The sequence below is a fragment of the Nocardia amamiensis genome (genome assembly GCF_015477605.1).
Classification (GTDB): domain Bacteria; phylum Actinomycetota; class Actinomycetes; order Mycobacteriales; family Mycobacteriaceae; genus Nocardia; species Nocardia amamiensis_A.
Genome location: NZ_JADLQX010000002.1, coordinates 70,500 through 90,597 on the forward strand (window position 1 = coordinate 70,500; position 20,098 = coordinate 90,597).

At 68.5% G+C, this 20,098-nt stretch carries 22 protein-coding genes; 13 read left to right on the forward strand and 9 right to left on the reverse strand.

The genetic code is table 11. The features are described from left to right. Positions 1 to 13: 13 nt before the first annotated feature. Positions 14 to 499: a pantetheine-phosphate adenylyltransferase gene (coaD, locus tag IU459_RS02790; RefSeq protein WP_195127865.1), complete on the forward strand. Its 486-nt coding sequence runs from the start codon at positions 14 to 16 to the stop codon at positions 497 to 499. 15 nt (positions 500 to 514) lie between these two features. Here coaD and IU459_RS02795 read toward each other — a convergent pair whose 3' ends face one another. Beyond that, a complete protein-coding gene (locus tag IU459_RS02795) occupies positions 515 to 1,033 on the reverse strand; it encodes a GtrA family protein (RefSeq protein ID WP_195127866.1) in 519 nt (172 codons plus the stop codon). Positions 1,034 to 1,406: 373 nt separating this feature from the next. On the opposite strand from IU459_RS02795, the gene IU459_RS02800 reads away from it, so the two are divergent. The 12 genes from IU459_RS02800 to IU459_RS02855 all read left to right on the forward strand — a co-directional run bounded on the left by IU459_RS02800 (position 1,407) and on the right by IU459_RS02855 (position 13,148). Continuing rightward, positions 1,407 to 2,153, forward strand: coding sequence for a DivIVA domain-containing protein (locus tag IU459_RS02800; protein ID WP_195127867.1), 747 nt, complete (start codon positions 1,407 to 1,409; stop codon positions 2,151 to 2,153). Positions 2,154 to 2,250: 97 nt separating this feature from the next. Beyond that, a complete protein-coding gene (locus IU459_RS02805) occupies positions 2,251 to 2,880 on the forward strand; it encodes a YceD family protein (RefSeq protein WP_195128155.1) in 630 nt (209 codons plus the stop codon). A gap of 53 nt (positions 2,881 to 2,933) precedes the next feature. Next, positions 2,934 to 3,116: a 50S ribosomal protein L32 gene (gene rpmF / locus IU459_RS02810; protein ID WP_067476297.1), complete on the forward strand. Its 183-nt coding sequence runs from the start codon at positions 2,934 to 2,936 to the stop codon at positions 3,114 to 3,116. A gap of 22 nt (positions 3,117 to 3,138) precedes the next feature. Further along, a complete protein-coding gene (rnc, locus tag IU459_RS02815; protein ID WP_195127868.1) occupies positions 3,139 to 3,852 on the forward strand; it encodes a ribonuclease III in 714 nt (237 codons plus the stop codon). A gap of 1 nt (position 3,853) precedes the next feature. Then, on the forward strand, positions 3,854 to 4,714 hold the full coding sequence (gene mutM, locus IU459_RS02820) for a bifunctional DNA-formamidopyrimidine glycosylase/DNA-(apurinic or apyrimidinic site) lyase (protein ID WP_195127869.1): 861 nt from the start codon (positions 3,854 to 3,856) through the stop codon (positions 4,712 to 4,714). A 64-nt stretch (positions 4,715 to 4,778) separates the two neighbouring features. Then, positions 4,779 to 5,360 (forward strand): dihydrofolate reductase family protein, encoded by a 582-nt coding sequence (locus IU459_RS02825; protein WP_195127870.1) that lies wholly within the window; start codon positions 4,779 to 4,781, stop codon positions 5,358 to 5,360. 4 nt (positions 5,361 to 5,364) lie between these two features. Next, positions 5,365 to 6,426, forward strand: coding sequence for a PHP domain-containing protein (locus IU459_RS02830; RefSeq protein WP_324198712.1), 1,062 nt, complete (start codon positions 5,365 to 5,367; stop codon positions 6,424 to 6,426). Between the two features lie 105 nt (positions 6,427 to 6,531). Next, on the forward strand, positions 6,532 to 8,073 hold the full coding sequence (locus tag IU459_RS02835; protein ID WP_195127871.1) for a PstS family phosphate ABC transporter substrate-binding protein: 1,542 nt from the start codon (positions 6,532 to 6,534) through the stop codon (positions 8,071 to 8,073). Between the two features lie 65 nt (positions 8,074 to 8,138). Further along, a complete protein-coding gene (locus IU459_RS02840; protein ID WP_195127872.1) occupies positions 8,139 to 9,239 on the forward strand; it encodes a winged helix DNA-binding domain-containing protein in 1,101 nt (366 codons plus the stop codon). A gap of 330 nt (positions 9,240 to 9,569) precedes the next feature. Continuing rightward, positions 9,570 to 10,736, forward strand: coding sequence for a glycosyltransferase family 4 protein (locus tag IU459_RS02845; RefSeq protein WP_195128157.1), 1,167 nt, complete (start codon positions 9,570 to 9,572; stop codon positions 10,734 to 10,736). 14 nt (positions 10,737 to 10,750) lie between these two features. Next, positions 10,751 to 12,862 carry an amylo-alpha-1,6-glucosidase gene (locus IU459_RS02850; RefSeq protein ID WP_195127873.1) on the forward strand — a complete coding sequence of 704 codons (2,112 nt, stop codon included), beginning with the start codon at positions 10,751 to 10,753 and terminating at the stop codon, positions 12,860 to 12,862. Between the two features lie 97 nt (positions 12,863 to 12,959). Continuing rightward, entirely contained in the window at positions 12,960 to 13,148 is a 189-nt protein-coding gene (locus IU459_RS02855) for a hypothetical protein (protein WP_195128205.1), read from the forward strand. 71 nt (positions 13,149 to 13,219) lie between these two features. Here IU459_RS02855 and IU459_RS02860 read toward each other — a convergent pair whose 3' ends face one another. The 8 genes from IU459_RS02860 to IU459_RS39255 all read right to left on the reverse strand — a co-directional run bounded on the left by IU459_RS02860 (position 13,220) and on the right by IU459_RS39255 (position 20,080). Continuing rightward, entirely contained in the window at positions 13,220 to 13,675 is a 456-nt protein-coding gene (locus tag IU459_RS02860) for a DUF350 domain-containing protein (protein ID WP_195127874.1), read from the reverse strand. A 64-nt stretch (positions 13,676 to 13,739) separates the two neighbouring features. After that, positions 13,740 to 14,903: a glutathionylspermidine synthase family protein gene (locus tag IU459_RS02865; protein WP_195127875.1), complete on the reverse strand. Its 1,164-nt coding sequence runs from the start codon at positions 14,901 to 14,903 to the stop codon at positions 13,740 to 13,742. After that, complete coding sequence (locus IU459_RS38305; protein WP_228837279.1) at positions 14,904 to 15,725, reverse strand: hypothetical protein; 822 nt, start codon at positions 15,723 to 15,725, stop codon at positions 14,904 to 14,906. Between the two features lie 31 nt (positions 15,726 to 15,756). Beyond that, on the reverse strand, positions 15,757 to 16,035 hold the full coding sequence (locus tag IU459_RS02875) for an acylphosphatase (RefSeq protein WP_195127876.1): 279 nt from the start codon (positions 16,033 to 16,035) through the stop codon (positions 15,757 to 15,759). Further along, positions 16,035 to 16,496, reverse strand: a complete 462-nt coding sequence (locus IU459_RS02880; RefSeq protein WP_195127877.1) for an OsmC family protein — start codon at positions 16,494 to 16,496, stop codon at positions 16,035 to 16,037. The genes IU459_RS02875 and IU459_RS02880 overlap by 1 nt, the downstream gene beginning before the upstream one ends. Before the next feature lie 86 nt (positions 16,497 to 16,582). Next, positions 16,583 to 17,266, reverse strand: a complete 684-nt coding sequence (locus IU459_RS02885; protein ID WP_324198737.1) for a response regulator — start codon at positions 17,264 to 17,266, stop codon at positions 16,583 to 16,585. Between the two features lie 52 nt (positions 17,267 to 17,318). Beyond that, positions 17,319 to 19,865, reverse strand: a complete 2,547-nt coding sequence (locus IU459_RS02890; protein ID WP_195127878.1) for an ATP-binding protein — start codon at positions 19,863 to 19,865, stop codon at positions 17,319 to 17,321. Positions 19,866 to 19,954: 89 nt separating this feature from the next. Then, entirely contained in the window at positions 19,955 to 20,080 is a 126-nt protein-coding gene (locus IU459_RS39255) for a hypothetical protein (protein WP_267469757.1), read from the reverse strand. Between the last annotated feature and the right edge of the window lie 18 nt (positions 20,081 to 20,098).

Consider the following 20,098-nt stretch of genomic DNA (forward strand, 5'->3'; position numbering starts at 1 on the left):
CTAGCGTCGCCTCATGGCAGGAGCACTGTGCCCCGGGTCGTTCGACCCCGTGACCAACGGACACCTCGACGTCTTCAACCGGGCGGCGGCCCAGTTCGACGAGGTGGTCGTCACCGTCCTGATCAACCCGAAGAAGCAGGGCATGTTCACCGTCGAGGAGCGCATCGAGATGCTGCGCGAGTCGACCGCGCACTTGTCCAACGTCCGGGTGGAGTCATGGCACGGCCTGCTCGTGGACTTCGCTCGGGAACAGGGGATCACCGCCATCGTGAAGGGCCTGCGCGACTTCGGCGACTTCGGCTATGAGCTGCAAATGGCGCAGATGAACAAGAAACTCTCCGGCGTGGACACTTTTTTCATCGCCACCAACCCGTCCTTCAGCTACTTGTCCAGTTCCCTTGTCAAGGAGGTCGCCGCGTACGGCGGCGACGTCACCGACATGCTCCCCCCGTCGGTCCACAAACGCCTCCTCGACCGCCTCGCGGAACGTAAGAGCTGAATCAGCCGGACAGCCTCAGAACACCAGACCGCGCAAGGCCAGGAAGCGCATGCCGCCGACCGCGGCGGTGATCGCCAGGATGGCCGCGGCCTGTGCGGTGCCCCCGAGGCCGGGCGCCCACACGCCGAGTGCGGCGAGGGCCGCGGTCGTGATGCCGAGACCGACGAGCGCCAGCCCGCCGCCTTCCCACTGGGCGGTGAACCAGCCGACCCGGCCCGCGGCGTGGAAGGTCAGCTGGCGGTGCAGTTCGTTGGCGATCATGGTGCTGACGACCGAGCCGGCGACGTTCGCGATCAGCGGCCCCGCGCCGTGTACGGCGAAGAACAGCAGCACGTAGGCGACGTTGCTGGATCCGCCGACGAGCGCGAAGCGGATCAGCTGGGCGAAGGCGCGGTCACCGCGCAGGTACTGGATCAGCTGTCCGAACTTCGCCGCGGCGTCCGCCTGCGGCAACACCGGGTACGGGCTCACCCACGGCGTGAACAAGCTGGTGGCGCTCACTCCCGCCGGTCGCGGTAGTTCCAGAACAGTCATCGTCATTCCGATCGAACACGAGCCATCGGCAGGGTCAACGGCGACGGGTCATCGCTTCCTTCCCCGTCGACTCTTGGCAGGTTCCGTACGTAGCGCATATTCAGCAATCGCTGAATGGTCGGACCCTGTCAACACTCGACGGGTAGTTGTCCATCCCTCCGGCTCTTCGTCCGCGATCCCGGCAGGACCGCGGTCCGTGCTGAAGATCCGAGTTCGATCTTCCAGACGAATGTAACACGAAGCGGAGAGGGGGGCTCCACTTGATTTCTGTGGCGTGCAAGACACTGCCGCGACACACCGGAAAGTGATTCGGCACGAGCCGTGACTAGGGGCACACTGGGTTTCGTCGTGAGTTCGCAGGAGGGTAGTGAGCATGTATCGCGTATTCGAAGCGCTCGACGAACTGGTCGCCATAGTCGAGGAGGCGCGCGGCATCCCGCCGACCCGCAGCTGCATCGTTCCGCGCGGCGACGTACTCGAACTGCTCGACGACGTCCGTGACGCGCTGCCCGGCGAACTCGACGACGCCCAGGACGTGCTCGATCACCGGGACAAGATCGTTTCCGATGCTCGGACCGCGGCCGAGACCACGGTGCAGGGCGCCAACGAGCAGGCCGAGCGCACCATCGGCTCGGCGCGTGAGGAGGCCGACCGCATCCTGGCCGACGCCAAGGCGCACGCCGACCGGATGGTCGCCGAGGCGAACGCGCACGCCGACCGCCTGGTCAGCTCCGCGCAAGAGGAGGCCGCGCGCGTGGTGGCCGACGGCAACGCCGAATACGAGGCGCTGACCGGCCGCGCGCGCACCGAGTCGGAGCGGATGATCGAGGCGGGGAAGGCCGCCTATGAGCGTTCCGTCGCGGAAGGTCTCGCCGAGCAGGAGCGTTTGGTCACGCAGACCGAGGTGGTGCGCGCAGCGCATGCCGAATCGGCCAGGGTGATCGACGCCGCGCACGCGGAATCCGATCGGCTGCGCGAAGAGTGCGACCACTATGTCGACTCCCGGCTGGCCGATTTCGAGGAAACGCTCACCAGCACGCTGCGCACCGTCGGCCGCGGGCGTCACCAGTTGCGCAGCGGGGCGGGCGCGCCCGACTACGCCACCGAATTCCGCAGGTAGCGGCACCCGGGATGATCAGCGGCGTTTGGGTGAGAACCACGTGGTCGCGTATTGTTGAGTGGTTGCCCGTATCCCCTCGATCGTGAGTGAGTCCGTGATGTCCGCCGGTTCCGGTTCCGCGTCGCGTTCCCATTCGGCCAAGCGCCGGATGCCGGACGCGGGTTTCGTGCTGGACGCCCGCAGCCTCGGCCGCAGGCCGGGGACGATGCGCGAGCTGCGTCGCACCGTGACCACCGAGGAGCGGATCGGCCTGGACCTGATCGCCGTCCCCGTCGGTGCGCAGGTGGAGCTCGACCTGCAGTTGCAGGCGGTGTCCGAGGGTGTGCTGGTCACCGGAACGGTGACCGCGCCGACCGAGGGGGAGTGCTCGCGCTGCCTGGAGCCGTTCACCGGCGAGGTCGGCCTGCGGCTCACCGAGTTGTTCGCCTATCCGGACAGCACCACCGAGCAGACCACCGAGGACGACGAGGTCTACCGCATGACCGACGACCTCATCGACCTCGAGCCCGTGGTCGTCGACGCGTTCGGCCTCGAGCTCCCGCTGCAGCCGCTGTGCACGCCGGATTGCGCCGGACTGTGCCCGGAATGCGGGGTGCGGATGGCGATTGCGGGTTCCGAGCACAAGCATGAGATACTTGACCCTCGCTGGGCCGGACTGGCTAACTTCGCCTCCGGATCGCCCGGCACCGGCAGCCCCGACGAGGGTGCGGCCGACCGAGACCACTGAGCAAGACCGATCAGCCGAACCGGCAAAGCAATTAGGACAGAGGAGAATTAGTCGTGGCCGTTCCCAAGCGCCGGATGTCCCGTTCCAACACCAGGTCGCGGCGCAGCCAGTGGAAGGCCGCAGCGCCGACCCTGATCACCTGCCCGAACCGCGGCTGCGGCGAGAAGACCCTGCCGCACATCGCCTGCCCGTCCTGCGGCACCTACAAGGGCCGCCAGGTCACCGCCGCGGTCTGATCGTTCGACCTGTCGTAGCGACGTGACCGACGAACCCGACTCGTCCGGTGAACACGCGAGCCTGATCGCCGCGCTAGGCGTCGACGTGCAGCCGGATCTGCTGCGCCTCGCGCTGACCCACCGGTCCTACGCGTACGAGAACGGCGGTCTGCCGACGAACGAGCGTCTCGAATTCCTCGGCGACTCCGTGCTCGGGCTGAGTATCACCGAGCGGCTGTATCACGAACATCCCTCGAAGACCGAGGGCGAGCTGGCTAAGCTGCGCGCGAGCGTGGTGAACATGCGCGCGCTCGCCGAGGTGGCCCGTGGTCTCGGCGACGGTGGCCTCGGTGCGCACCTGCTGCTGGGCAAGGGCGAAGAGCTCACCGGCGGCCGGGACAAGGACAGCATCCTCGCCGACGGCATGGAGTCGCTGCTCGGCGCGGTGCATTTGCAGCACGGCATCGAGGTGGCGCGCTCGGTGGTGTTGCGGCTGTTCGCCGAGTTGCTGGAGCGGGGCCCGCGCATGGGCGCCGGCTTGGACTGGAAGACCAGCCTGCAGGAGCTCACCGCCGAGCGTGGTCTCGGCGTGCCCAGCTACGAGATCACCTCGACGGGGCCGGACCACGACAAGGAGTTCACGGCCACCACGGTGATCGGCGGCCGGGCCTACGGGCAGGGCGTCGGCCGGTCCAAGAAGGACGCCGAACAGAAGGCCGCAGGGGCCGCCTACGAGGCGCTGACCGCCGAAACCTGACGTGCCCGAGCTTCCCGAGGTCGAGGTGGTTCGACGTGGCCTCGCCGAGCATGTGGTCGGCCGGGTCGTCGAATCGGTGGCGATCACCCATCCCCGTTCGGTGCGCCGCCATCTCGAAGGCGCCGCCGATCTCGCCGCGCGGCTGACCGGCCTGAAGGTCGAGTCGGCCGAGCGGCGCGGCAAATTCCTCTGGCTGACCTTCGACGACCCGGAAGCCGCATTGGTGGTGCATCTCGGGATGAGCGGTCAGATGCTGATCCAGCCCGCCGACGCGCCGCTGGAGAAACACGCGCACATCCGCGCCGGCTTCAGCGACGGCACGCAGCTGCGTTTCGTCGACCAGCGCACCTTCGGCGGTTGGGCGCTCGCCCCGCTGGTCGAGGTGGACGGCACCCTGGTGCCCGAGCCGGTCGCCCACATCGCCCGCGACCCGCTCGACCCGCGCTTCGACGTCGAATCCGTGGTCGCCGTCATCCGGGGCAAGCGCAGCGAAATCAAACGTGTTCTGCTCGACCAGGGCGTCGTCTCCGGCATCGGCAACATCTACGCCGACGAGGCACTGTGGCGCGCCAGGCTGCACGGAGCGCGGATCGCCGCGGGATTGTCCAGGCCCGCCGTGCGCGCCCTGCTCGCCGACGTACGCGAGGTGATGGGCGAAGCGCTCGCCGCGGGCGGCACGTCCTTCGACGCGCTGTATGTGAACATCAACGGTCAGTCCGGGTATTTCGAGCGCTCCCTCGCCGTCTACGGCCGGGAGGACGAGCCGTGCCGCCGCTGTGGCGCGCCGATCATCCGGGAGCGGTTCATGAACCGCTCCTCGTACTCGTGCCCGCGCTGCCAGCCGAAGCCGCGCCGCCGCTAGCGCGAGCGCGTTACCGTTTCCTCAGGGCGGTTCGGAATGTCACCCGACCCGTGAGGAAGGAAGCATGCGCAAGGTCACCTATTACGTCGCCTCGACCATCGATGGATTCATCGCCACCGAGGAGGGCTCGGTCGACTTCTTCCCGGTCGGCGGCGACCACGGCCCCGCGATCAACGCGCAGTACCCGGAGACACTGCCGACCAAAGTGCGCGAAGCGATCGGCGTCGAGCAACGCAATCGCTATTTCGACACCGTGCTGATGGGGCGCAAGACCCACGATTTCGGCGTGCGCACCGGCACCTCCAGCCCGTACGCGCATCTGCGGCAGTTCGTGGTCTCGACCACCCTGCCGGAGAGTCCTGATCCAGCCGTGGAGCTGATCTCGGCGGACCCGGTCGAGAAGGTCAGGGCGCTGAAGCGGGAAAGCGGGCTGGGCATCTGGCTGTGCGGCGGCGGTGAGCTGGCGCAGGTGCTGCTCCCGGAGATCGACCAGATCTTCCTCAAGCTGTACCCGATCGTGCTGGGCAGCGGGCGTCCGCTGTTCGGCGCGGGGTCGCGGCTGCCGGAACCGGCCAAGTTCCGGGTGATCACCAGCACGGTGTTCGAGGACGGCGTGGCCTTCGTCAAGTACAGCCGGATCCCGTAGTCCGGTGTTCGACCAGGATCCGAGCGGGACTCCGGACCGTGCGATCGCGCCCGGTCCGGTGGCGGCGTTGCGGGAGATCGGCTTCTGGCTGGAACGGGCCCGAGCCGAAACCCACCGGGTCAAGGCCTACCGGCGCGCCGCCGACGCCGTCGCGGGGCTGACCGACGAGGAGCGCGAGGCGCGTCGGGCGGCGGGGAGCTGGCAGGAGATCGCGGGCATCGGACCCAAGACCGCGGCCGTCATCGAACAGGCGTACGCGGGCACGGTGCCGCGGTACCTGGCCGAGCTGCGCGCTGCCGCGCAGCCGATCGGGGCGCCGGGCAAGTCGTTGCGCGAGCGTCTGCGCGGCGATCTGCACACGCACTCGAACTGGTCGGACGGCGGCAGCCCGATCGAGGAGATGATGCGCGTCGCGGCGGCGCTCGGCCACGAATACTGCGCCCTCACCGACCATTCACCGCGATTGACCGTGGCCAACGGGCTGTCCGCCGACCGGCTGCGCAAGCAATTGGACGTGGTCGCCGAACTCAACGACCGGATGGCGCCGCTGCGCATCCTCACCGGAATCGAGGTCGACATCCTGGACGACGGCACTCTCGATCAGCGGGCAGACCTGCTCGCCCGGTTGGACATCGTCGTGGCCAGCGTGCATTCGCATCTGCGCGACGACAGCGCGACGATGACCAAGCGCATGGCGTACGCGGTCGCCGATCCCAATGTCGACGTGCTCGGGCACTGCACCGGCCGTCTGGTCACGGGTGGTCGTGGGACCAGGCCGGAATCCACCTTCGACGCCGAGGTGGTTTTCGAGGCATGCCGCACCTACGGCACCGCCGTCGAGATCAACAGCAGGCCCGAACGACTCGATCCGCCATCGCGGTTGCTGCGCTTGGCTGTGGAGATGGGCTGTCACTTCGCCGTCGACACCGATGCGCACGCGCCCGGACAGCTCGACTGGCAGGGGTACGGATGCGAGCGCGCGGTCGCGAACGGTGTTGCCGCCGAACGGGTGATCAACACGTGGCCGCTGGCGGATCTGCTGGCGTGGACCCGCGCTGGTGCATGACCGGCGGGTTAACGGTTGTCGAACAGTTCTAATCCCGGTGTGCCGGAGCATGTTCGCCGCACAGAATGAGTGCCACACGGTTTTCTCGGGGAGTGGGATCATCTGGTGGGCGACTTGCCGCTCGACACCGTTCTGACGCTGATAGGTACCCTTGCCGCGGTCATAGCTCTCGTCGTGGCGGTCGTCGGGCCGTTATGGGAATTCGTTCTGGCGGGCCGCAAACGGCTCGGCTACCGGGTGCAGATGGATACGCCGGTAACCGGCGAGATCGAGTCGAGGTTTCCCGGGGTGCTCACCCAGCTGCGTCCCTCGGCCGACGGTGCGAGCCCGGACTTGAAGGACATCTCGGTCGTCTTGGTGCGCATCGAGAACGCGGGTATCACCAGCATCGATATCGAGGATTACACAGCGCCGAGCCAGCAGATCGGTCTGCACCTGCATTTTCCGCAGCGCCGGGTGATCGGCATGGCGGTGAACGAACTGAGCGATCCTTCGGCGCTGGCCGACCACCTCGGTCGCAACTCCGGCATCGACGTGCGCGAGGACACCGGCGGGCACATCGGCGTGATCGATTTGCCGAAGGTACCGCTCCGCAAGGACGATCACTACAAGATCCTGGCCATCCTGCAGCGCTCCGACGGCGGGGGGAACTACCCGGATCCGGTGCTGCGCGGCGGCATCAAGGGCGGCCGGATCATCGAAACCCGCGCGGGCACGTCCCGAAGGCTTGTCGCGTTCACGATGTCTCTGGTGCTGGTGATCGGGTTCCTGCTCGTGGTGATCTGGCGGGAGCCGTCGCCGCCGCCGCTCGAGTGCGCGTCGGGCAAGCTGACCGTGATCGGGTCCTCGGCGTTCGGCCCGGTCATCCAGGAGGCCGCCGACCAGTATCGGAAGCGCTGCACCGGAGCGGAATTCGCGTTCGACTTCGAGGGGACCGAGGACGGCTTGGACCGGCTCGCCGAGGAGGGCGCGGGCAATTCCGGTCTCCTCGCGATCAGCGACGGCGCCAAAGGCAGCGGGTACCCGAGCCTGGTGCACCGCCCGCTCGCGTTGTCACTGTTCACCATGATCGTGCATCCCGACATCGGTGTCCGTGACCTGACCGTCGCCCAGATCCAGGATCTCTACCGGGGCAAGATCGGCAACTGGCGCGAGGTGGGCGGTCCGGACCTGCCGGTGCTGCTGGTCAACCGCAATCCCGGTTCGGGTTCGCGAAACACCTTCGAGCGCGGGCTGCTCGATGGCGGGCAACCGGATCGCCCGCACATCAGCTGCACGGCGCTCAAGGACACGGTTATCACCGCGCTCGCGCACTGTGATGTGCAGGTCACCGCGGACATGCACAAGGCGGTCGCTGAACTTCGCGGCGCCATAGGCTATGTGGAGTTTTCCGAAGCGATCGCCGCGGGTTTGCCCACCGTCGCGATCGACGGCGTCGGCGCGGGCCGCGACGCCGCGGTGCGGCGCGCCTACCCGTTCTGGGGCGTCGAGTACGCCTACAGCAATGGCGAACTGCCCGGCGACTCGCTCGCCGCGAGCTTCTTGCACTTCCTGACCGATCAGACCGGCAAAGAGGTGCTGCGATCGCACGGCAACGCGCCGTGCGCCGACCTGCCCGACCCGGGGCGCTGCCTGCCCGACCGGTAATCCCGCACGCTCGCCGAGTACCGCGCCGTCACCGACCTGTCGGTGGTATCCGCGACGATGGACGCATGACGGAACTTTCGCTGCGCGAACTGAATCGGACGCTTCTCGTCCGCCAGAAGCTGGTGGAGCGGGTGGCGTTGACCCCGTTGGAACTCGTCCGGCATCTGGTCGCCGTGCAGGGCCAGGAGCCGAACTGGCCGTATGTGGGACTGTGGTCGCGGCTGGCGGCGTTCCGGCACGACGACTTGGCCGCGCTGCTGCGTGAGCGTCGGCTGGTGCGCTCCACCATGATCCGCCGGACCGTGCATCTGGCCGACGCCGCCGACTTCCGCTGGTTGCGGCCCACGGTGCAGCCGGTGGTCGATGCGGCGCTGAAGGCGCCGTACTTCCGCGATGAGATCGACGGCGTCGACCTCGAGGAACTCGCGGCGGCCGGACGCGAGATGCTGGCCGGTCGGCTGCTGCGCCGCGGGGAGCTGGGCGAGTTGCTCGCGGATCGCTTTCCGGACCGGCACACCCGTCGGCTGGCGGAGACGGTGGAGTTGCTGGTCCCGCTGGCGCACGGTTCGGAGACCGGTGTGTGGGGACGGTGGCGCAACCGGTACGTGACGGTGGGGCTGGCGGAGGAATGGATCGGCGCGCCCATGTCCGCCGCGCCGCAGCCCGAGACGCTGGTCCTGCGCTACCTGGCCGCGTTCGGGCCTGCCACGGTGGCCGATATGCAGGCGTGGGCCGGCATCACGCGGTTGGCCGAGGTCGTCGACGAGATGCGCACGCGGCTGCGGGTGTTCACCGACGACCAGCACCGCGTGCTGTTCGATCTACCGGATGCGCCCTTAGCGGAGCCGGATGTGCCCGTGCCCGTACGTTTTCTGCCCGCGTTCGACAACGTGCTGCTCGGCCACAAGGACCGCCGCAGGATCATCAGCGAGGAAGATCGCAAGCGCACTGCCAAGGAGGCGTCCGCGGGCGTGCCCATGTATCTGGTCGACGGCTTCGTGCACGGCCGCTGGTCGCTGGACGGCGCCACGCTGCGCATCCTGCCGTGGCATCCGCTGTCGGCGCCGGACGAGGCGGCGGTCCGCGCCGAAGCCGAGAATCTGCTGTCGTTCGTCGCGGCGGGCGCGGATGCCGACGAAGATCCGAAGGTTGTCATCGAGGCTTGACGAATCGGGGCCATCGGACTACCCACTGATTGCTGATTAATTGCTACTTCGTTGACTCTAGTCACATCGATGGGTTTGAAACGGCGCGTCTGAGGTACCTCCCAGACGGCCCCCCTGATCATGCCGACGGCGTGACCAGGCCAACCAAGCCCCATGGACGGCGGTGCAGCAAGGTCTTCACCTCCGCCGCGGGGGCCACTTAGTTCAGTTCGGCGCCCGGTACTCCGAGTGCTGGGTGAATGCGAGTGCTACTTGGTTGTCCCTGGAAGGAGGGTCATGAGCGCGATGTCCGTGCCGATTTCGGGGCAGAGGGAATTGTCCGATCTGCCGATGGCGGCGTCCGACTACTTATCGGTCGACCATTCCAGCGGTCCATTCCGCGTCGCGATGGTCGTGCCACCGTATTTCGACGTGCCGCCCAAGGCATACGGCGGTGTCGAGGCCGTGGTCGCCGATCTGGTCGACGCATTGGTGGCCCGCGGGCACGACGTGACCCTGTTCGGGGCGGGGGAGCCGGGCACCAAAGCCAAGTTCGTGCCGGTGTGGGATCGTGCCGTGCCCGAACGCCTCGGAGAGCCGTTCCCCGAGGTCGTGCACGCGATCCGGGTGCGCCGCGCGATCGAGAAGGTCGCGGCCACATCGGGTGTGGACCTGGTGCACGACCACACTTTCGCCGGGCCGCTCAACGCATCCGTCTTCCAGCGCCTCGGCCTGCCCACGGTGCTGACCGTGCACGGACCGGTCGAGGACGACATCTACCGGTACTACCAGGATCTGGGCGACGAGGTGGCGCTGGTCGCGATCAGCGACCGGCAGCGCGAACTCGCCGCCGGCCTGAACTGGTCTGGGCGCGTGCACAACGCGCTGAACGTCGACGACTGGCCGTTTCGCGTCGACAAGGACGACTACGCGCTGTTCCTCGGCCGGTTCAGCGAGTGCAAGGCCCCGCACCTGGCGGTGGAAGCCGCGCACGCCGCGGGCATCCCGCTGGTGCTGGCGGGCAAATGCAGCGAACGACCCGAGCAGATCTACTTCGAGGAGAAGGTGCGGCCGCTGCTGACCGACAACGACCACGTATTCGGCCTCGCCGACGCCACGGCCAAGCGTAAGCTACTGGCCAATGCGCGTTGCCTGTTGTTCCCGATTCGCTGGGAGGAACCGTTCGGCATGGTGATGATCGAATCCATGGTCTGTGGCACGCCGGTGGTCGCGCTGCGCGGCGGGGCGGTGTCCGAGGTGATCGTCGACGGCGTGACCGGCCGCATCTGTGACGACCCCGCCGAGTTGCCCGCGGCCATCGAGGAAGTCCGGGCGATGGACCCGTTCGCCTGCCGGGCCCATGTGAAGGCGAAATTCGGCTCCGACACCCTCGGCCTCGGCTACGAGCAGGTGTATCGCCGGGTGCTGCGGTCCAAGAAGCGGTTCGGCGCTGTGCCGGTCGACGCGGGCGTGCCCGCTTCGGCGCCGGCCAGGGTCGCCGCGAGCGGCTTGGCGTGAGCGGTACCCCACCAATGAGTCCCGCCCCCCTGAATTCCGGTGAACCGGCCGGGTTCGGGGGGTGCGGTTCGGTGACCCTGGTGGAAGGCGGCACGTTCTGCCTGTCGAACCGGCTCGGCGATGTGGAGCCGGGCAAGCCGCACGGGTTGTTCTTCCGCGACGCGCGCGTGCTCTCCCGCTGGGAGTTGCTGGTGAACGGCAAACCCGCCGAGTCGCTTTCGGTGCTGAGTCCGGAGGCGTTCGCCGCCAGGTTCGTGTTGCGCAGGCCGCCGCAAGCGGGCCTGGCCGACAGCACGCTGCTGGTGGTGCGCGAACGGATCGTCGCCGACGGCATGCACGAATTGCTCACCCTGGAGAACATGGGGCGCGAACCCACGGCGGTGCTGCTGGAGTTGCATGTGGACGCCGATTTCGTCGACCTGTTCGCGGTGAAAGAGGGCCGGGCCGGACACGCGAGGGCCGACGTGACGGTCGCCGACGGCGAACTGGTGTTGCATGACCATGCCGACCGCACCCGCGGGATCTCGATCTCGGCCACGGTGGAGCCCCAGGTGATGCCGGGCACGCTGCTGTGGCGGGTGATCGTGCCGGTCGGCGAGTGCTGGCAGACCGAGATCATCGCCCAGCCCACGGTGGGCAATCAGCGCTTCCAAGCGGTCGCTCCCGGCGAGCACTATGGAATCAGCGCGCCGGGGCGGAAGATCGAGGCGTGGCGGGATACCGCCACCGATATCCTCGCGTCCGATCCGGTGCTCACCCGGGTGCTGCGCCGCACCGAAAGCGATCTGGGCGCGTTGCAGATTCACGACGAATCCGGCGACGCCCGCCCGTTCGTCGCCGCGGGCGCGCCGTGGTTCATGACCCTGTTCGGTCGCGACAGCCTGCTCACCGCGTGGATGGCGCTGCCCTTGGAAGTCGACCTCGCGCTGGGCACGCTGCAGCAGCTGGCGGAACTGCAAGGGCAGGAGGTGAACCCGCTCACCGAAGAGGAGCCGGGACGCATCATGCACGAGATGCGCCGCGGCCCGGCCGGGGGCCAGGTGCTCGGCGGCAATATCTACTACGGAAGCGCCGACGCCACGCCGCTGTTCGTGATGCTGCTCGCCGAATGCCATCGGTGGGGCGCGGATCCCGAGGCGATCCGGCAACTGCTGCCGGCCGCCGACGCAGCCCTGCGCTGGATCACCGACTACGGCGACCGCGACGGCGACGGCTTCGTCGAGTACCGCCGTGCGACCGACCGCGGCCTGATCAACCAGGGGTGGAAGGACAGCTTCGACGGAATCAACGACGCCTCCGGCCATATCGCCGAGGCGCCCATCGCGCTGTGCGAGGTGCAGGGGTATGTGCACGCGGCGCTGCTGTCGAGAGCCGAGCTGGCCGATGCCTTCGACGATCCGCGGCTGGCCGCCCAACTGCGCGAGCGCGCCGCCGAGTTGCGCGGCAAGTTCGCCGAGCAGTTCTGGCTGCCCGACCGCGGCTGGTACGCCGTGGCGCTGGACGGCGGCAAGCGGCAGGTCGACGCGCTGACCAGCAATGCGGCGCACTGCCTCTGGTCGGGTATCGCAAGTGACGAGCACGCGGCCGAACTGGTGCGGCATATGGGGGGTCCGGAGATGGACTCCGGCTTCGGACTGCGCACGTTGGCGTCGAACATGGGTGCTTACAACCCGATGAGCTACCACTGCGGCTCGGTCTGGCCGCACGATACGGCGATCGCGGTGGCGGGCCTGCTGCGCTACCAGCATGTGCCGGGCGCGGTCGAACTCGCGACACAGCTGGCCATCGGATTGCTGGACGCGGCAGCTGTGTTCGACGGGCGGCTGCCGGAGTTGTACTGCGGCTTTCCCCGGTCGCGGTTCGCCACCCCGGTGCCGTATCCGACGTCCTGTTCGCCGCAGGCGTGGGCGAGCGCCGCGCCGCTGCTGCTGGTGCGCGCGTTTCTCGGGCTCGAGCCGGACGTTCCGACCCGGACGCTCACCGTGCGCCCGCACCTTCCCGAACGGTGGGGGCGGGTCTCGCTGCGCGCGTTGCGCCTCGGTGCGATCACCGTCGACCTGGAGGTGGAGGGCACCCAGATCACCGCGGCGCGCCTTCCCGACGACTGGCGATTGGTGACCCGATGACAAGGTCAGGTTGCCGGAAGCCGAGCCGGGGTATGCCTCCAGCGTAAGGATGTTGGCAAGCCTTCTCGCACTGAAACGCAGGCATGGGAGGTGCACGATGCAGACATCGCTGGATATGCAGGATCTGTGGCGCACGCAGCACCGGGACTGCACCGCGGAGCCCACGACCGATCTCGACCTGGACCGCGCGCTGTTCATACGCGGCGTGCACGCCGGTCACGGCCCGGAGTGCCGCCAATACCTCGCGGCGGCGGCATATTGCCTCGATCATTTGGACGGCAGCTGACCCACCGGCTCGTACCGCGAAGCGGCTGACGGGTGCGCGCGCCCCGCGATGACCTGCGCGTACGGTGACCGCTACAGAATCGCGAAGGCGACGACCAGGCCGAGCGCGAAATGCGCGGCCGCCACGACGAGGACCTCGGGGGTGTAGGTCTCGGCGTGCAACGCGGCGCCGATATCGATCCCGAGCGCCCGCTCGATGACCCGCACCGAGATGACCTGCGCGACAATGCCTACCAGCCCGAACACCAGCGCCGCGATCAGGCCTTCGGAGAGTTTGCCGCCGCCGCCCACCGCGAAGATGGCGAGCACGACGATGAACGCCATGCTGATCATGCCCGCGGCGGTCACGATGATGGCGTTCGGCTTGCCCGCCACCACCAGCTTGCGCAGCTTGCCCGGCGTGGTCAGGTCGACGGCGTAGAAGCCGACGAGCATGAGCACCAAACCGACAAGGGCGTAGAGGATGATCGCTCCCACACCCTCGCCCAGCGAACTCCAGTACCCCGATTCCAGGGCGACTGCGGTCATCTTGATCCTTCCGAAATGGGTTGGCCTGCGGTCGAGGCGGATTCGTGTTCGTCGGTGACGATGCTCAATCGGTGATGCGGTGCGGGACGAAGGCGGAGCCGTCGTCGGTGATCAGTCCCGCGGTCTCGCGGATGCCGAGACCGGCCGCGGAATCGCCGACGATCCACGCGCCGAGCACCGGGCGCATGTCGTCGAACTCCGGTAGTGGGTCCAGCAATTGGTACACGTAGCCTTCTTCGCCGTAGACGCCGCCGGTGGCGGTCTCCAAGCCGGCGCCGACGATGGTCATGTTCGCGCCCTCGCGGCCGAGCTTCGGTTTGCGGATGTACTCGGTGAGCTCATGAGGCTGGTCCAGGTAGGCGGGCAAGAGATTCGGGTGGCCCGGGTACATCTCCCACAGCACCGCGAGGATCGCCTTGTTGCTCAGCAGCGTCTTCCACAGCGGTTCGACCCACATGGTCTGCGGCAGGCTGTCCACGACGCGCTTGCCGAACTCGTCGTCGAGCACCCATTCCCAGGGATAGAGCTTGAAAATCGCCTCGACCGGCGCCTCGGCCAGGTCGACGAAACGCTCCAGCTCCGAATCGAACCCGACCTCCTCGATCGGCAGCGCGATGGTGTCGAACCCGGCCTCGGCCGCGGTTTCCTGCATATAGGCGGTCGTGACGTTGTCCTCACCCGTGGCGTCCGCGCCGGACCAGGTGAAATGCAGCTGCGGAGCGGGCAGCACGTCACGCAGCGCGCCCCACCGCTCGACGAGCCTCTCGTGCAGCGAGTTCCACTGGTCGCCGCCGGGGTAACGGTCGGTGAGCCAGTGCCACTGCACGATCGCCGCCTCCAGCAACGAGGTGGGGGTATCGGCGTTGTACTCCAGCAGTTTCGCTGGGCGGCGCGCGTCGTAGCGCAGGTCGAAACGTCCGTAGACGTGCGGGTCGGAGCGTTTCCAGGATTCCGCGATCGGGCCCCAGCTCCACTCGGGCAGGCCGAAATCGGCGAACCGCTCGGTGAGCACGATGTGCTCCACCGCGTTCAGGCACATCGAGTGCAGCAGTTCGACATCGGCCTCCAAAGCGAGGATTTCCGGCATCTCGAACTCGTAATGGACCGATTCGTCCCAGTACGGCCGCGGCTGCCCGCTCGCATCCCGTCCCGGCGAACCGTAGACCAAGCCCTGGCTTTCGATGATCTGCTGCCAGCCCGGCCGGGGCGTGTCCCGTACGCGCCGCATCTACGATCCTCCGCCGGTGCTCTTGCTGCCCAGTCCGCCGCGCTGGATCGTGGTGCCGCTCTTGGTCTTGATCTCGGCGCCCTTCGGCTTGATCGTGGTGCCGCCGGTGGGTGGTTTGCCGATGGTGCCGGTGCCGCCGTAGTAGTAGCGGTACTGCGGTCCGCCGCCGAGGATGATCACGCCGGGCACACCGCTGGTGAAGCCCGGACGGCCTTCACCGCAGTAGGAGTCGTCGACCACGATCTCTTGACCGTTCTCGGTCTTCACGCAGTGCGCCGTGACCCGGTCCGGCGCGGCGAGGGCGCGATAGGCGAGGTAGCCGCCGCCGACCAGACCGGCGACGCCGACGATGGCGACACCGCCGATCATGACCCGCTTGCGCTTGCGCTTCTTGGCCTCCTCGGCCGCCGCGGCCGCGCGCTGCGCTTCTTCGGCGCGCTTACGCGCTTTGTCTCTGGCCCTGGCCTCGGCCACCGTGGGCGGCCGCGGCTGCGTGACACCTGGTTCCTGACGCTGCACGCTGCCGCGCCGGGGTTGGGGCGCGGCGGGCTGCTCTTCAGGAGCGCCCTCTGCGGGCTCCTGGCCGGTCCCCGTGCCGGGCGGCACCGAAGTCGGCGTCGACCAGTCGATCTCCGATGGTTGCGCGGGTCCGCTCGGCGCGGACACGGGCGTCGACCAGTCCGTGCCGCCGGATGTGGGTGCCGGCCGCTCTTGCTGGTCGGCTGATTCGGGCGTGGTCGCAGGCGTGGGCCGGTCCTCGGCCGGTCGTTCGGGTTCGGCGTCGTCCGGCCGTTTGCCGTCACCCGGATCTCGCGTACTCACCGCTGCTCCCCCCTTGTCGCCCGAATCACCATTACCGCTCCTCGAAACCCGTCAAATCACCCCGCGCGGGCTCCCAGCTTTCCACAACCAACCGCACCCGACCAGGTGTATCCCCCGAACGCAACAGGTCGAGCAACCGCTCGCAGGCGGGGCGCGGGCCCTCCGCCACCACGTGCACCCGGCCGTCGCGGGCGTTGGTCGCGTGCCCGGCCAGCCCGAGCTCCAGCGCACGGGCGCGGGTCCACCAGCGGAATCCCACGCCCTGGACCAGGCCGTGCACCCATGCGCTCAACCGGATGGCGTCGTCCATCAGGCCTCGATGTCGAACGACAGCGTCACCTTCGATCCCGCCTTCAACGTCCGGCCCACCGTGCACACCTTGTCGATCGCGCGCTGCACGGTGACCAGCAGCCGCTCCCGCGCCTCGTCGTCGAGTTCGCTGAGGTCGAGTTCGAACACCTCGTCCAGTTGCGGGTAGACCTCGTTCTCCCGGTCGGCGTCGCCGGAGACCCGGATGGTCGCGTCGAAGCTGTCGCCCAGCTTGCGCGACAGCGCGAAGTCCGCGCTCAGGCCCGAGCAGGCGGCCAAGGCGATCTTCAGCAGCTCACCGGGGGTGAACACACCGGGAACACCCTGCGAACCGATCAGGACCTCGGCGCCGCGGGAGCTGCGGCCGGTGTAGGCCCTGGTTCCGGTGCGCTCGACCCACAACGTCGTCGGTTCCGGCGCGGTCGGCGCCGCGGTGGCGGTGGTAGCGGTCTGTTCAGCCATGGGTTCGATCCTGCCATTCTCGTCGCGATCGGCTCGCGCCTGGCAACGCCGCGCCATTCCGGACCGCCGGTTGCTGGTGGCTGGGATTACTCCTGGAAGCGGTAACCCATACCCGCCTCGGTGAGCAAGTGCTTCGGGTTCGACGGATCGTCCTCCAGCTTGCGCCGCAACTGGGCCAGATACACCCGCAGATAGTGCGTCTCGGTGGCGTAGGACGGGCCCCACACCTCCCGCAGCAGTTCGCGCCGCCCGACCAGCTTGCCGCGGTTGCGCACCAGCATCTCCAGCATGCCCCACTCGGTCGGCGTCAGATGCACCGTCTCGCCGTGCTTGGTCACCTTCTTGGCGGCCAGATCGACGGTGAACGACGCGGTCGTCACGACGGGAGCCGGGGAGTCGCCGTCGGCGGCGCCGCGGCGCACCGCGGCACGCAGCCGCGCCAGCAGCTCGTCCATGCCGAACGGCTTGGTGACGTAGTCGTCGGCGCCCGCGTCCAGGGCCTCGACCTTGTCGGCGGAGTCGGTTCGCGCGGACAGCACGAGCACCGGCGCCGAGGTCCAGCCGCGCAGCCCGGCGAGCACCTCGATGCCGTCCATGTCGGGTAGGCCCAAGTCGAGGATCACCACGTCCGGATGCCGGTCGGCGGCCGCGCGCAGGGCCGCGGCACCGGTGGCCGCGGTGATCACCTCGTAGCCGCGGACCGACAGATTGATCCGCAACGCCCGCACGATCTGCGGTTCGTCATCGACCACGAGCACCTTCGTCGCCACCGCCTCGGGCGTTTTCGTCACGACCGCCGCCTCCTGTGTCGTCAGGGACACCTCACTCACCTGCGCTCATCGTCTCGTGCGCGACCTCGCCGCCCACATCACTGGAGTTCGGCACTTCGTCGGCGGGTAGATCGACGAGCATGGTCAATCCTCCCCCGGGTGTGGGTTCGGCGTGCACCGTGCCGCCCATCGCCTCCACGAAACCGCGCACCACCGAGAGGCCGAGGCCGACGCCGGTGGTGTTGTCCCGGTCACCGAGGCGCTGGAACGGTTCGAACAGCTGCTCCTCGGTGCCGGGAGGCACGCCAGGGCCGGTATCGACGACGGTGATCGAGACGCGGTCGCCAGTGCGTTCTCCAGTGACCCGGACCAAGCTGTCGCGCGGCGCGTGCCGGAGCGCGTTGTCGATGAGATTGGCGAGCACTCGTTCAAGCAGGCCGCTGTCGGCGCGCACCGAGACGTCGCCGACCTCGACCTTGACCCGGTCCATCGCCGCGCGCCGCAGGCCCCGGGCGCCCATTCCGACGCTCACCAGCGCGCGATGCACCGCCTCGTCCAGATACACCCGCCGCAGCTGTGGCGTGATCACGCCGACGGCCAGCCGCGACGAGTCGAGCAGATTGCCGACCAGCGCGGTGAGCTGGTCCACCGATTCCTCGATCGTCTCCAGGAGTTCGGCGGTGTCCTCTGGGGAGAATTCGATGTCGTCGCTGCGCAGGCTGGACACCGCCGCTTTTGCTCCGGCCAGCGGGGTGCGCAGATCATGGCTGACGGCCGAGAGCAAGGCCCGCCGCAAACGGTCGGCCTCCAGCAGCGCCGCGGCAGCGCTGGCCTCCTCGGCCAATCGCGCTTGCCGCACCAGGGCGACGGCCTGGTTGGTTACCGCGTTGAGCACCGGCCGGTCCGCCGTCGCCAGCGGGCGGCCCGCGAGGAGCAAGAAGTGCTTCGCGTCGCCCGCCTCGACCACGGTGTTCGCATCGGAGGGTAGTCGCGGTGGATCGATGCCGACCTCGGCCAGCACTTGGTCACCCGCCATCAGGCTGACCGCGCGCTGGGCGAAGACCTCCCTGATCTGCTCGAGCAGCTTGGGCAGGTCTGCGCCGTGCAGAATGGCGCCGGAGAACATGGTCAGCAACTCGGCCTGACGGGAGGCCTTGCGCGCCTGTCTGGTCCGCTTCGCGGCCAGATCGACCAGTGCCGCCACCGCGACAGCGACGATGAGCAGCACCACCGCGGTCATGAAGTTGTTCGGCTCGGCAATGGTCAGGCTGTAGCGGGGCGAGGTAAAGAACCAGTTCAACAGCAAGCCGGAAAGGAGCGCGGAAACCGACGCGGGCACGACGCCGCCGAGCAACGCCACGGCGACCACGCCGACCACGAACATCGCGCTCATCCCACCCAGATCCAGCACCTTGTCCAGATACGCGACGCCGAGTGCGCACACCAAGGCGGGCACGAGGAACGCGGCGAGCCAGGCGGTCACGGGGTGACGGGTGTACAGGACCGAACGCCGGAGTCCGCGATGAGCCTCCTCGTGGGTCACCATGTGCACGTCGATCTTCCCGGACAGCTGCACCACCGTGGAGCCGATGCCCTCGTCGAAGATCCGCGCCCAGCGCGAGCGCCGCGAGGTGCCGAGCACCAGCTGGGTGGCGTTCACCTCACGGGCGAACTCGAGCAGGGCGGTAGGCACGTTGTCGCCGGTGACCGTGTGCAGCGAAGCGTCCAGGCTGGCCGCGAGTTCGCGCAGCCTGGCCAGGCGCCCGGTGGAGACCCCGGCCAGGCCGTCGCCGCGCACCACGTGCACGACCACCAGGTCGGCGCTGGATTTGGTGGCGATTCGGCTCGCCCTGCGCACGATCGTCTCCGACTCGGGTCCGCCGGTCACCGCGACCACGACGCGCTCGCGTGCTTCCCACAGCTCGGTGATCTTGTGGTCGGCCCGGTACTTGGCCAGCGCGGCGTCGACCTGGTCGGCCAGCCACAGCAGGGCCAATTCGCGCAGCGCGGTGAGGTTCCCCGCCCGGAAGTAATTGCGCAACGCCGCGTCGATCTTCTCGGCGGCGTATACGTTGCCGTGGGAAAGCCTGCGCCGCAGCGCTTCCGGCGTGATATCGACCAGTTCCACCTGGTCCGCACCGCGCACTACCGCGTCCGGCACCGTCTCGCGCTGCTGGATGCCGGTGATCTGTTCCACGACGTCGTTGAGGCTCTCCAGGTGTTGCACGTTGACCGTGGAGATCACGTCGATGCCCGCGTCGAGCAGCTCGGCCACGTCCTGCCAGCGCTTCTCGTGCTCGCTGCCGGGCGCGTTGGTGTGCGCCAGCTCGTCGACCAGCACCACCGCGGGGGCCCGCCGCAGCACCGCCTCGACATCGAGTTCGGGGAAGGTGGCGCCGCGATACTCGATCATCTTCGGCGGAATGCGCTCGATGCCCTCGAGCAGCCGCGCGGTCTTCTCCCTGCCGTGCGTTTCGACCACCGCGGCCACCACGTCGCGGCCGCGCTCCAGCCGTCGGTGCGCCTCGCCCAGCATGGCGTAGGTCTTGCCGACTCCCGGCGCGGCGCCGAGGTAGATGCGCAACTGACCGCGCTTCACGCGTTCATCATCGCGCGCCGCGCCTCTCCGGCCCAGCGGCCCCAGCCGATCCGGCGGGCTGTGCCTGGTATCTCCGCATCTTGCGCGCGTCACTGCCGCGCACCCTCCACTTCGATCACGACGGGTTGGGCGCACCGTGCCTGCTCGCGCACACTGAGCGCGCGGATGATCAGCGCGCAGCAGACGAATCCGACGACAATCGCGACTGCCGACATGACGATCCTCTCTTCCCT

Bases quoted from the DNA above. Each gene is read 5' to 3' on its own strand.
- IU459_RS02880 (WP_195127877.1), bottom strand. From the start codon at position 16,496: ATGGCTGAACAGACCGCTACCACCGCCACCGCGGCGCCGACCGCGCCG.
- IU459_RS39255 (WP_267469757.1), bottom strand. From the start codon at position 20,080: ATGTCGGCAGTCGCGATTGTCGTCGGATTCGTCTGCTGCGCGCTGATC.
- IU459_RS02825 (WP_195127870.1), top strand. From the start codon at position 4,779: ATGCGCAAGGTCACCTATTACGTCGCCTCGACCATCGATGGATTCATC.
- IU459_RS02805 (WP_195128155.1), top strand. From the start codon at position 2,251: ATGTCCGCCGGTTCCGGTTCCGCGTCGCGTTCCCATTCGGCCAAGCGC.
- IU459_RS02855 (WP_195128205.1), top strand. From the start codon at position 12,960: ATGCAGACATCGCTGGATATGCAGGATCTGTGGCGCACGCAGCACCGG.
- IU459_RS02845 (WP_195128157.1), top strand. From the start codon at position 9,570: ATGGCGGCGTCCGACTACTTATCGGTCGACCATTCCAGCGGTCCATTC.
- IU459_RS02840 (WP_195127872.1), top strand. From the start codon at position 8,139: ATGACGGAACTTTCGCTGCGCGAACTGAATCGGACGCTTCTCGTCCGC.
- IU459_RS02850 (WP_195127873.1), top strand. From the start codon at position 10,751: ATGAGTCCCGCCCCCCTGAATTCCGGTGAACCGGCCGGGTTCGGGGGG.
- IU459_RS02875 (WP_195127876.1), bottom strand. From the start codon at position 16,035: ATGGACGACGCCATCCGGTTGAGCGCATGGGTGCACGGCCTGGTCCAG.
- IU459_RS02795 (WP_195127866.1), bottom strand. From the start codon at position 1,033: ATGACTGTTCTGGAACTACCGCGACCGGCGGGAGTGAGCGCCACCAGC.
- coaD (WP_195127865.1), top strand. From the start codon at position 14: ATGGCAGGAGCACTGTGCCCCGGGTCGTTCGACCCCGTGACCAACGGA.
- IU459_RS02800 (WP_195127867.1), top strand. From the start codon at position 1,407: ATGTATCGCGTATTCGAAGCGCTCGACGAACTGGTCGCCATAGTCGAG.
- IU459_RS02865 (WP_195127875.1), bottom strand. From the start codon at position 14,903: ATGCGGCGCGTACGGGACACGCCCCGGCCGGGCTGGCAGCAGATCATC.
- IU459_RS02860 (WP_195127874.1), bottom strand. From the start codon at position 13,675: ATGACCGCAGTCGCCCTGGAATCGGGGTACTGGAGTTCGCTGGGCGAG.